Source organism: Pseudomonas khavaziana (genome assembly GCF_036704165.1).
Lineage (GTDB): Bacteria > Pseudomonadota > Gammaproteobacteria > Pseudomonadales > Pseudomonadaceae > Aquipseudomonas > Aquipseudomonas khavaziana.
In genome coordinates this window covers 5,688,866-5,702,620 of the sequence record NZ_CP129946.1, presented here as the reverse complement: position 1 = coordinate 5,702,620, position 13,755 = coordinate 5,688,866, and the positions used below count along the sequence as shown (strand labels likewise).

Sequence of the window (13,755 nt, the reverse complement as noted above, 5' to 3'; positions counted from 1 at the left end):
GCGGCGACACCCCCAATGAACTTAACAGCTACCGTTATGACGTCATTATTCATGTCGGCAAGCGCGAGATTGAAGAGCCCGTGCGGTGTGTACCCTGGTCACGCTCACTCGTGCTCGAGGCATTTGCTTCGCCGGTTCGCATTACCGCAATTCCCAATGCGCGCCTGCTGGGAGAGCAGGGCGAAGATCCTATGGTTATGTTGCGTCTCGCTCGAGCCAGTGGGCACCGCTCCAGTGTGACGCTCAACCTGGATGACCCGATGACGTTCGACCTGAACCTGGGTGTATCAGCAGTGCATCCGTTGCTCGGTTCGACTGGACAGCATACCTCGTCTTTGACAAACGACCCTCTGGCCATCGAGCGTTGCGCCATTGTCGCCGCCGATCTGGAAGCCATTTTCGAGAAAGACTTATCGCCCTGGATGCGTCCGGCGCAGATACATATGCTCAAGGCTTTGCCGAGGACCACGGGAGGCAAGGTCGACTACAGCACCCTTGCCGCGTCGATATCTCAGGTCATCACGCAGCCTCGGGCCTTTGGCGACAGCGTGACCGCAGAGCTATTGTCGGGCCTTTGGCAGGATGTACTCGGTGTGTCACCGCGTACGCAAGAGGATAACTTTTTTGCCTGCGGAGGCCACTCCCTTCAAGGCGTGCGACTGATGGCAAGAATTGCGTCCACGCTCGGCGTTCAGTTGCCGCTGTCGACGTTGTTCCGCAATCCTACATTCAGCGGTTTGCTCGCAGCTATTGAAGGCGCCAGAGGCAGCGAGAAGGTGTGCGAGACGCTGCAGCGCGTACGGGCACCTTCGACCATGACGCATTTTCCGCTTACGGCGGCGCAGGCGCGGCTTTGGTTTCTTGAACGATTAACGCCGGGCACCTCTGCGTATCACATGCCGGTCGCCCTGCGGTTGACCGGAGTACTGGATGTGTCGGCGCTACGGCGGGCCTTCAACCTGGTGGTTGATCGTCATGAAACGTTACGAGCCAACTTCGGTGTGATTGACGCAGAGCCTGTGCAATGGTTCGCTTCTTCCACTGATATTGATGTGCCGTTGCTGACAGGCATGTGCATGTCCCATGACGAAACAGAACGCTGGATCGAGACGTTCGGACGCAAGCCGTTTGCATTGAGCACCGGTCGCTGTTTTCGCGTGGCGATTCTGGAGCTTGAGCCGCAATGCCATTTGTTCGTCATGGTCATCCATCATCTTATCTCTGACGGTTGGTCGATGCGGGTTCTTACAGAGGACCTTTCCCGCGCCTATCTGGCATGTAAAGAAGTAGATAACGACGTCGAGGTTGTCGCCTTCCCTGAGTTACCATTCACGTTCAGTGACTATGCCTATTTGCAACAGGCACAAGCTGCAACAGATGCATCCTTGGTGGACTTGCAGTGGTGGGTCGACCGCTTGCGTGGCAACCAGGTGTCGACGCTGCCTGTCTATCCCCGGCCGGCATCACGTGCGGGCAAGGGAGCAGGGGTTGACCGAGTGGTTTCCATGGAGGCAGTCGAAGTCCTCAGGTCATACGCTCGTTCGGCGGATGCCACTTTGCATATGCTGTTGTTCACTGCATTTAGTGTGCTGGTTGCCCGACATGGTGTGGACCGTGACATCACGATAGGGACGCCTGTTGCGAATCGACCTGATGACACGCTGATGTCGTTGATCGGCTTCTTTGCCAATACGGTTGCATTGAGGGTGGAGGTGTCTCTTGACGCCAGTTTCAGGCAATTGCTGGCACAAGTCAGGGACACGATTGTTTCCTCGTTCGATCACCAATCCTGTGCATTCGAGCGAATTGTGGATGCGCTGCATCCTGTACGTGATCTTAGCGTAACACCCGTCTTTCAACTGTGGTTCGCCTTCCTCGACATGGAACTGTTGACGCAGGAAGTCGAAGGTTTGCGTATTGCGCCTATCTCCATGAAGCATGCCGAGGCGCAATTCGACCTGTCGTTGTCGATTGCGCTTACCTCCTCCGGCCTGACTTGTTCATTTACGTACGATACCGAGCTGTTTCCAGCGTGCCACATCGAAAAGATGGCAGATCGATATCTCATACTGCTGGAGCAACTGGCTGAGTCATTTGACAAGCCTGCAGGTGATATCGAGCTTTTGACTGACCGGGAGCGTACGGCCATTCGTGAAGATGGCCTCGGCGGCTGTCCGATTCGGCAGGGCGATGTAGCCAGCTTGTTGAAGGTTCATGCAGCCCAAAGTCCAAATACCATCGCCCTGATCGAAGAGGACATGCATTGGAGTTACGCTCAACTGGACAGGTTGGTTGACGTTATTGCCTATGCGTTCAGCTGGCAGGTCGAACCAGGCTGCACCGTGGGCATTTGCATGCTCCGCTCGTGGCGGTTGTTGCCATTGATCCTCGGGGCTTATCGGGCGGGTGTGCCATTTGTCCTGCTGGATCCGCGTTATCCTCCCGCTGCACGAGAGTCGATTTGTGCGGATGCGCAAGTAGGACTAATCGTCGATGAGACGAACTGGCATTCGCTTATCAGTGGGCCGCGTTACTCGTCTGCTACCCCTTTGTGCGAGTCTGCCCTGGCCTACATCTGCTTCACCTCAGGTTCTACCGGCCAGCCTAAGGGCGTGCGGGTATCTCGTGGTGCTCTCGACGCTTTTCTCGGCGCGTTTATAGCACGCATGGGCGCGACGTCGGATTTGGTCATGTTGGCGGTGACGGTTCCGAACTTTGATATTGCCCTGTTGGAGTGGCTACCGCCCATTTGCGTAGGCGCGCGTATTGTAGTCGCTCCTGCAACCACCTCTTTCGAGGCTCATTCGGTAATCGAGTTGATCGAGCGTCAGGCCGTTAATACCGTGCAATGTACCCCGTCGATGTGGCGCCTGATGCTTGCCGGTGGCTTCCAGGGGTGCCGAAAAACGATGACGTTGTTGTCGGGAGGAGAAGCACTTGCCGCGGACATAGCTCTTGAGTTGACGAGCCGGTGTGCGCGTCTGCTCAATTTTTATGGGCCTACTGAAACAACGATTTACTCGATCTGCCATCAGGTCCATGCCGGCGACAGCGAGGCGCCTCCAATTGGCCGGCCGATCCTGGGAACGCGTAGTTACGTGCTTGATGAGAGGATGCAGCCGGTCGCGTACGATGTTATCGCAGAACTTTATCTGGCCGGAGCGGGGGTCGCTGACGGCTACGCTAATCGTCCGTCCGAGACGGCTCGCAGGTTTGTGCCGGAAATCAACGGCTCCCCCGGCTCGCGCATGTATGCAACAGGCGATCTTGTGCGACAGAAAGCAGATGGTGAATTGCTTTATGTGGGCCGGGTTGACAATGAAGTCAAGCTGCATGGGATGCGTATAGACCTTACAGGTATAGAAAGTGTCCTGCTCGGTTGGCCTGATATGAGCGACGTATGCGCGCTGGTAGTAGGAGAAGGTCTATCCGCACGGATCGTCGTAAGTTGTATCTGCACCACCCCTGATATGACACTGGGAAGTGTGCGTGAAAGGGCTGCACGCGAGCTGCCTGTGCATATGTTGCCCGAGCAGTTGCTGTTGGTTGATGTGCTACCCCGTACCGCTACCGGTAAGCGTGACCGCAAGGCGTTGGCGGTAATGGCTAAAGCCCAGGTCCCAGAGAACTTCATCGATGGGCGTTCAGACCCTGTCCTTGAAGGTGTGAGAAGCCTTTGCAGCAGTATCGTTGGTGGCGCAGTCGTTAAGGTGGACGATAACTTTTTTGCTGATCTGGGCGGGCATTCGTTGATGGCGTTGCGCCTGATCGAGAGCCTGCAGAAACGGTTTAGTATCCAGTTGCCTCTGCGTGTGATATTTGAAGCTCCGACGGTCAGAGGTATTGCCGAACGTGTCGCGTTGGCAATGTTGGAAAATTCCCCTGCCATTTCCCAACCGGTTGCTCGCAGCGCTCGCGAAGGCCTGCTTCCCCTGTCCTTCGCCCAGCAGCGCTTGTGGTTCCTCAGCCAACTGCATCCCGACAGTGCTCTGTATAACATTCCCGTCGCCGTGCGCCTGGATGGCCGGCTCGATCCTGCTGCGCTACAGCAGGCACTCACGGCTGTGGTCGAACGCCATGAGGCATTGCGCACCACCTTCCCACTAGCGCAGGACCTGGCCTATCAGCATATCCACCCGGCACAGGTATGCGCCTTGCCGCTGATCGACCTGACTGCCTGGCCCGAAGACGAGCGCTTGGCACGCTCCCAAGCGCTGGTCCGCCAGGAAGCGGCGCAGCCCTTTGACCTGGCCAACGGCCCGCTGCTGCGCACGCAGCTGCTCAAGCTCGATGACCAGCAACATATCCTGTTGCTGACCATGCACCATATTGTCTCCGATGCCTGGTCCGCGGGCGTGCTGACCCAGGAGCTGTCGCAACTGTATGCCGACTTCAGCCAAGGCCAGGCCAGCAGCCTCGTACCGCTTGAAATCCAGTACGCCGACTATGCCCTGTGGCAACGCGAACACCTGCAAGGCGCCCGGCTCGACGAGCAGCTGACCTACTGGAAACAGACGCTGGACGCTGCGCCAGCCTTGCTCGAGTTGCCCACTGACCGGCCTCGTCCCGCTGTGCAAAGTTACCGTGGGCACACCGTGGCCTGCGAGATCGATGCCGCCCTGACCGCGCGTATCAAGGCTCTCGGGCAACAGCACGGCACCACGCTGTTCATGACCTTGTTGGCCAGCTACGGTGTGTTGTTGCAGCGCTACAGCCATCAACACGACCTGGTCATCGGTTCACCGATTGCCAACCGCAACCACCCTGGCATCCAGCCGTTGATCGGCTTTTTCGTCAATACCCTGGCACTGCGGTTACGTATCGATGGGCAACAGGCGTTCACCGATCTACTGGCCCAGGTACGCGAGCACACGCTCAATGCCTATGCCCATCAGGATCTGCCGTTCGAGCAACTGATCGAAGAGCTCAAGCCGGTGCGCAGCCTGGCTTATTCACCACTGTTCCAAGTGATGTTCGCGGTGCATAACGCGCCGGCCGGCGAGCTGATGGCCGACGGCTTGACCTTCCAGGGCGTGGAGGCGCCGGCCACATTGGCCAAGTTCGATTTGAGCCTGGGCGTAACCGAAGTCAACGGCTGCTTGCAGGCTACTTTCGAATACAGCACCGACCTGTTCGATCAGGCCCGTATCGAACGGATGGCCCACCACTGGCTGGCCATGCTGGAGCAACTGACGCAGCAACCGGACACCGCCCTGCGTGAGTTGCACCTGTTACCGGCCAAAGACTACCGCCAGATCGTCCACGACTGGAACGCCACCGATGTGCAACGCCAGCCAGCGCAGTGCGTGCACCACCTGTTCGAAGCCCAGGCCGCCCGTACTCCGGATGCCGTGGCGCTGGTCTATCAGGACCAGCAGGTGAGCTACCGCGCGTTGAACCGTCAGGCCAACCAGTTGGCGCACTACCTGATCCTACAGGGTGTGCAATGCGATGAACTGGTGGGCGTGTTCATGGAGCGCTCGGTGCAGATGATCGTGGCGTTGCTGGGTATTTTGAAAGCCGGGGCCGCCTATACGCCGCTGGACCCGGACTACCCTGGCTCGCGGATTACCTACATGCTCGACGATGCCGGCGTGAAACGCGTGCTGACCCAGCATTCACTGCTGGAGCAACTGCCGGGCGATTACGCAACGCTGTGCCTGGACAGTCAGGCCGAGCGGTTCAAGGCTTGCCCGAGCACCAATCCGGTGACCGGCGTAACGCCGGCGAACCTGGCGTATTGCATTTACACCTCGGGCTCCACCGGGCGGCCTAAAGGGGTGGCGAATCCGCACACCGGGGTTGTCAATCGCCTGGTCTGGATGCAGGAGGAGTACAAATTCGAAACAGTAGATGTCTTCCTGCAGAAGACTGCTTTTGGATTTGATGTTTCAGTGTGGGAATTCTTCTTGCCGTTGATGGTGGGTGCGCGTCTGGTTGTTGCAGAACCGAATATGCATAAAGATCTCGACTACATGCGCCAGATCATCAGCGAACAGCAGGTCACCGCATTGCATTTTGTTCCGTCGATGCTTCATGCATTTATTGCTGATCCGGTGGTCACTCATGTATTGAAAAAAGTGTTTTGTAGCGGCGAGGCCTTGCCGGAGCCACTGCAAAATCAATTTTTCGATGCGTACCCTGGCGTTTATCTGCATAACTTATACGGGCCTACTGAAGCTGCCATCGACGTATCCTACTGGCAGTGTCAGCCCCATTCAGATACGGCAGGTGTTCCGATAGGCAGCCCCATTGCCAACATTGAGCTGTACGCACTGGATGACGATTTCAATGTTGTACCGGTGGGTGTCAATGGTGAACTGTACATCGGCGGAGTAGGCGTCGCCCGCGGCTATAACAAAGCCGCAGCTATGAGTGCAGAACGCTTTATCCCTAACCTGTTCAGCCAGCAAGGTACGCGTTTGTACCGGACCGGCGACCTGGTACGTTGGCGCGAAGATGGTCAACTGGAATATTTCGGTCGCCAGGACCATCAGATCAAACTGCGTGGTTTCAGGATCGAGCCAGGCGAAATCGATGCCCGCTTGCAATCGTGTCCCGGCATTCATCAGGCATCGGTCATGGTGCGCGAGGACGTACCGGGGCAGAAACAACTGGTGGCCTATTTCACCGCTGAAACGACTGAATCGACGCTCACGACCCAGACCGTTCAGGCTTGGCTTCGCGATGCGCTGCCCGATTACATGGTGCCTGCGGCGTTCGTTCGTCTGGACCATTGGCCGCTGAATGACAACGGCAAGCAGGATCGCAAAGCGCTGCCGGCCCCCAACCGGCATGCCTTGAGCTCTGATGTGTATGAAGCCCCCCAGGGCAAGATCGAGACGATACTGGCCGGCATCTGGGCCGAGGTGCTGTCGGTAGAGCCGGTAGGACGCTCCGACAATTTCTTTGCGCTGGGCGGTCATTCGCTGCTGGCTGTGACACTCATCCAGCGTATGCGCCAGCACGGCATGCGTGCCGACATCAAAGTGCTGTTCAGTCAGCCGACGCTGGCTGCGCTCGCCGCCTCCCTGTCGCAGGAACTGGAGCTTGAAGTTCCGGACAATCTGATCCCGGTTGACTGCCAGCGCATCGAGCCGCACATGCTGCCATTGGTCACCCTCGACCAGGCGGCTATCGATCAGATCGTCGAGGCTGTACCGGGCGGTGCCGCCAACATTCAGGACATCTACGCACTGGCGCCGTTGCAGGAAGGTATCCTTTACCATCATGTCTCCACCCATGAGGGTGACCCGTTCATTCTTAATGCGGTGCTTGAACTGGACAGCGAAACACGTGTGGTTTCGTTTGTCAGTGCCCTTCATAAAGTCATGCAACGCCATGACTCCCTGCGTACGGCCGTGTTCTGGAAAGGTCTCGATACGCCGGTCCAGGTTGTGTTGCGCTCAGCTTTCTTGTCGAGCGAAAAGGTTGAGCTGGATCCGGCCGACGGCGATCTTCTCGACCAGATGCGCGAACGGTTCGATGCCCGTAGTTTTCGGCTTGACATCAGCCAGGCACCGATGCTGTGCCTGCGTCATGCGTGGGATCCCCTGAGCCAGCGCTACATTATGGCGCTGGTCTTCCACCACCTGATTCTGGATCACGTTGCATTGGCTGTGATCATGTCGGAGATACAGAGTTTGCTGGTGGACGATTCGGCGCAATTGCCGACCCCGGTTCCTTATCGCAACTACATTGCCCAGACCCGCCTGCGCAACGATGATGAGGCTCATGAACGCTTCTTCCGCGACATGCTGCATGACGTTGACGAACCTACCTTGCCATTCTGCAAGCAATCCCCCGAGGGCGCTTTGCAGCAAGTACGGCAGACACTGGATGGCCAGGTCAGTCGTCGCATTCGCCACCTCGCCCGCAGTTTGAGTGTCAGCGCTGCCAGCCTTATGCACCTTGCCTGGGCGCGCGTGGTGGGAGGTGTGTCGGCGCGTGACGATGTGGTGTTCGGCACCATACTTGTAGGCCGCATGCAAGCTGGCGAGGGTGCTGAACGGGCACTGGGCATGTTCATCAATACCTTGCCGATTCGCGTCGAGCTACGGGCGCAAACCGTCGTTGAGGCAGTCACGCAGGTGCATGCGCGCCTGACCGGTCTGCTCGAACACGAGCACGCCCCTCTGGCCCTGGCGCAACGCTGCAGCGGCGTGCCGGCCCCAGCTCCGTTGTTCGGCACATTGCTCAACTTCCGTTACAGTCCGGCGGACGATTCTACTCTGGCCCATGATGCCTGGCGGGGTATACGAGGGCTTGATGTGCATGAGCGTACGGGTTATCCGCTTGCGCTGGCAGTGGATGATACTGGTGAAGCATTCACTTTGACGGTCCAGGCCACCAACGGCATTGATGCCCAACGCGTCTTCGGCTATTTGCAGTGCGCGTTGCACAACCTGCTGGATGCGCTTGAACGGGCGCCGTTGACGCCCATCAGCCAGCTTTCAATCCTGCCGCAGCCGGAACAGGAGCGGGTGTTGCACGGCTTCAACGCCGCGCCGCGTGATTATCCGCGTGATGAGCTGATTCATGCGCTCTTCGAGCAGCAGGCCCGACGGACTCCGGACGCTTGTGCTGTCAGCGATCACCGCGGCCTGACCTTGAGTTACGACGCGCTCAATCGCCAGGCCAATCAGTTGGCCCACCGCCTGATTGCCCAAGGCGTAGTACCGGACGCCCGCGTGGCCGTTTCGCTTTATCGCAGCAATGACCTGGTCGTTGCCCTATTGGCGATTCTCAAAGCCGGCGGTGCCTATGTGCCCGTGGATCCGGACCTGCCCGTCGATCGCCGCGACTATATGCTCAGAGACAGCGCGCCAGTGGTCATGCTTACCAGTGTGGCGTTGCAGGACGTCGTTGCGCGCGCGAACACTCCGGTGCTGTTGGTCGATGTAGAGACCACGCAAGACTCATTCGAATATCACAATCCTGACCCGGTCGCGCTAGGGCTCACTGCGACTCACCTGGCTTATGTGATTTATACGTCCGGTTCGACCGGCACCCCGAAAGGGGTTCTGAGCGAACACCGTGGCGTGGTCAACCTGCTGCTCTGGGTCCGCGATGAATACCAAGTAGACGAGGCCGATCACATTCTGCAGAAGACTCCGTTCGGATTTGATGTGTCGGTCTGGGAGTTTTTCCTGCCGCTGCTGAGCGGCGCCCGGTTGTACATGGCACGCCCCGGTGGCCACCAGGATCCGGCCTATCTGACGCGTGTCGTGCGCGAGCAACGCATCACATTGCTGCACTTCGTGCCCTCAATGCTCGAAGTCTTTCTGGAGCATCATGACTGTCGGGGCTTCGAGGCGCTACGCAAAGTATGGTGCATTGGAGAAGCCTTGCCGCGTAGCCTCCAAAACCGCTTTGAAGCGCGTCTGCAAGGCGTCGAGCTGCACAATCTGTATGGACCGACTGAAGCGTCCGTTATCGTGACGGCTTGGCATTGTCGCTCCGACGATCAGAGCATCAGTGCGCCGGCCGGTCGTCCTATTGCCAATATCAACCTCTATATTCTGGATGCCCACGGCCAGCCAACACCGATGGGCGTTGCTGGGGAAATCAATATCGGTGGCATCGGCGTTGCACGGGGGTATTTGAACTTGCCCGAACTGAGCGCCGAGCGTTTCTTGCAAGATCCGTTTGACAAGGACCCGTTGGCCCGCCGTTATCGCACCGGCGATCTGGGTCGCTGGCTGGATAATGGCACGATCGAATATCTGGGCCGTAATGACTTTCAGGTGAAGATCCGTGGTCAGCGCATCGAGTTGGGTGAGATCGAAGCCCGACTGGCGCTCCATCCCGCAGTCAAGGAAACGGTGGTGATGGCCCGTGACGAAGCTGACGGTGAAAAACGACTAGTGGCGTATTTCACGTCTGGCAAGAACGATCTGCCTGAGATCAGCGAGCTGCGCGAGCACTTGCAAGGCTACCTGCCGCACTACATGTTGCCAGCCGCCTATGTCGGTCTGGAAGCCTTTCCGCTGACCGCCAACGGCAAGCTGGACCGCAAGGCGCTGCCAGCCCCTGACGCACTCAGTGGCCGTGGTTACGAACCGCCTCAGGGAGAGCTGGAAACCGTACTTGCTGTGGTGTGGGAAGAGCTGTTCAAGGTTGAGCGTGTCGGCCGCCACGACGACTTTTTCGAATTGGGCGGCCATTCGTTATTGGCGTTGCACCTGATCGAAAACCTGCAGAAACGATTTGATATTCAGTTGCCACTGCGTGCGATATTTGAAGGCTCGACGATTAGAGGCATAGCCGAACATATCGCCCTGGCAATATTGGAAAATGCGCCGGCCGTTTCCCAGCCGGCTCCTCGTGGCGCTCGCGAAGGTCAGCTTCCCCTATCCTTCGCCCAGCAGCGCCTGTGGTTCCTCAGCCAGCTGCAACCCGACAGCGCCCTGTATAACCTCCCCGTCGCCGTGCGTCTGGTGGGCCGGCTCGATCCTGCTGCGCTACAGCATGCACTTACGGCTGTGGTTGAACGCCATGAAGCATTGCGCACCACCTTCCCGGTGGTACAGGGCCAGGCTCACCAGCATATTCACCCGGCACAGGTATGCGCCTTGCCGCTGATCGATCTGACCTCCTGGCCCGAAGACGAGCGCCTGGCACGCTCCCAAGTGCTGGTCCGCCAGGAAGCGGCGCAGCCCTTTGACCTGGCCAACGGCCCGCTGCTGCGCACGCAGCTGCTCAAGCTCGATGACCAGCAACATATCCTGTTGCTGACCATGCACCATATTGTCTCCGATGCCTGGTCCGCGGGCGTGCTGACCCAGGAGCTGTCGCAACTGTATGCCGACTTCAGCCAAGGCCGGGCCAGCAGCCTCGTACCGCTTGAAATCCAGTACGCCGACTATGCCCTGTGGCAACGCGAACACCTGCAAGGCGCCCGGCTCGACGAGCAGCTGACCTACTGGAAACAGACGCTGGACGCTGCGCCAGCCTTGCTCGAGTTGCCTACTGACCGGCCTCGTCCCGCTGTGCAAAGTTACCGTGGGCACACCGTGGCCTGCGAGATCGATGCCGCCCTGACCGCGCGTATCAAGGCTCTCGGGCAACAGCACGGCACCACGCTGTTCATGACCTTGTTGGCCAGCTACGGTGTGTTGTTGCAGCGCTACAGCCATCAACACGACCTGGTCATCGGTTCACCGATTGCCAACCGCAACCACCCTGGCATCCAGCCGTTGATCGGCTTTTTCGTCAATACCCTGGCACTGCGGTTACGTATCGATGGGCAACAGGCGTTCACCGATCTACTGGCCCAGGTACGCGAGCACACGCTCAATGCCTATGCCCATCAGGATCTGCCGTTCGAGCAACTGATCGAAGAGCTCAAGCCGGTGCGCAGCCTGGCTTATTCACCACTGTTCCAAGTGATGTTCGCGGTGCATAACGCGCCGGCCGGCGAGCTGATGGCCGACGGCTTGACCTTCCAGGGCGTGGAGGCGCCGGCCACATTGGCCAAGTTCGATTTGAGCCTGGGCGTAACCGAAGTCAACGGCTGCTTGCAGGCTACTTTCGAATACAGCACCGACCTGTTCGATCAGGCCCGTATCGAACGGATGGCCCACCACTGGCTGGCCATGCTGGAGCAACTGACGCAGCAACCGGACACCGCCCTGCGTGAGTTGCACCTGTTACCGGCCAAAGACTACCGCCAGATCGTCCACGACTGGAACGCCACCGATGTGCAACGCCGGCCAGCGCAGTGCGTGCACCACCTGTTCGAAGCCCAGGCCGCCCGTACTCCGGATGCCGTGGCGCTGGTCTACCAGGACCAGCAGGTGAGCTACCGCGCGTTGAACCGTCAGGCCAACCAGTTGGCGCACTACCTGATCCAACAGGGTGTGCAATGCGATGAACTGGTGGGCGTGTTCATGGAGCGCTCGGTGCAGATGATCGTGGCGTTGCTGGGTATTTTGAAAGCCGGGGCCGCCTATACGCCGCTGGACCCGGACTACCCCGGCCCACGCATTGCCTACATGCTCGACGATGCCGGCGTGAAACGCGTGCTGACCCAGCATTCACTGCTGGAACAACTGCCGGGCGATTACGCAACGCTGTGCCTGGACAGTCAGGCCGAGCGGTTCAAGGCCTGCCCGACCAGCAACCCGGTGACCGGCGTAACGCCGGCGAACCTGGCGTATTGCATTTACACCTCCGGCTCCACCGGGCGACCTAAAGGGGTGGCGGTGGCACACGGCGCACTGGCGATGCATTGCCAGACTATCGGCGCGCGTTATCAATTGACCGCGCACGACCGCGAGTTCCACTTTCTGTCCATCAGCTTCGATGGCGCCCATGAGCGCTGGATCACTCCACTGTTCTTCGGGGCTTGCGTGGTACTCAAGGAGCAGGCCTTGTGGGGAGCCAAGCAAACCTATGAGACCCTGCTCGCTCAAGGCATTACGGTTGCGGCGTTTCCCCCCAGCTACCTGCAACAGCTGGCGGACTGGAGTGCACAGCAAGGCCGTGCCCCGACCGTCAATACCTATTGTTTTGCTGGCGAAGCGTTTGGTCGCGACACCCTGCACCACATCATCAAGCACTTGAGCCCCAAGTGGATCATTAATGGCTATGGCCCGACCGAAACGGTCATCACCCCCACGATCTGGCGAGCGGATGCGCAGTCTGCCGACTTCAGCGGCGGATACGCGCCCATCGGCAATGGCGTTGGTGAGCGTGAATTGTACGTGCTGGACCAGGATTACAACGTGGTCCCCATCGGTGTTTCAGGTGAGCTGTACATCGGTGGCGAGGGCTTGGCACGTGGCTACCTGAATGCCTCGCTGTTCACGGCCGAACGCTTTATTCCCAACCCGTTCTGCCAACAGGGTACGCGCTTGTACCGGACTGGCGACCTGGTGCGCTGGCGCGACGATGGGCAACTGGAGTATCTCGGTCGCCTGGACCACCAGATCAAACTGCGGGGTTTCCGGATCGAACTGGCGGAAATCGAAGCGGCCCTGCGCAACCAGCCACAGGTCGACGAAGTGGTGGTACTGGTGCGCGAAGATGTACCAGGTATCAAGCAACTGGTGGCCTATGTGGTCGGCGACTCGGCCCAGGTGCTGAACCTGCAGGCGGCTCTGCGACAGCAGTTACCGGGGTATATGGTGCCGAGCCAATTTGTATTTTTGCAGGCGCTGCCACTGCTGCCCAACGGCAAGACCGACCGTCAGGCGCTGCCGGCGCCACAGGCGAGCCGCGAGCATTTGGAAGACCGCTACGTGGCGGCACGCAACGAAACCGAAGCGTTGCTGGTGGCGTTGTACGAAGAAGTGCTCAAGCGTGAACAAGTGGGCATCCACGACAGCTTCTTCGAGCTGGGCGGGCACTCGTTGCTGGCGATGCAGTTGGTCGCTCGGCTGCATGAAGAGCTGAACATCGACCTGCCCGTGCGGGCGGTATTTGAAATGCCGTCGATTGAGCCGTTGGCGGTAGTCATCGCACACATTCAGGGCTCGCTGGGGTCAACAACCTCTGAGGAAGAGTACGATGAATTGTTGATTTAGGCTCATTTCTAGCACCCCGTAATGTGGCAGATTCTCTGCATTTCTTACGGGGTGTGGCCTCATTGGCTTGGGAGGAGGCTCATGATGTTGCAGCGATGCTTCATGGAGTTTGATGCCGCACGTCTGAGCCATGTGTCAGCGTCTGAGTTGACGCTGACTCTGGCTTGTCATTGGGGGAGCAATGGAGGTGTAGCATGAAGTTTCGCATCGCAGTGCTGACCAGCGA

Annotated in this window: 1 protein-coding gene; it reads left to right on the top strand. The window is 58.8% G+C overall.

Annotated features, from left to right (window positions below; genetic code table 11):
* Positions 1-191 precede the first annotated feature (191 nt).
* Complete coding sequence (locus QYQ93_RS25470) at positions 192-13,529, top strand: amino acid adenylation domain-containing protein (RefSeq protein ID WP_422394059.1); 13,338 nt, start codon at positions 192-194, stop codon at positions 13,527-13,529.
* Positions 13,530-13,755 lie beyond the last annotated feature (226 nt).

Coding starts and splice junctions, on each gene's coding strand:
- QYQ93_RS25470 (WP_422394059.1), top strand. CDS start 192: ATGGTTATGTTGCGTCTCGCTCGAGCCAGTGGGCACCGCTCCAGTGTG.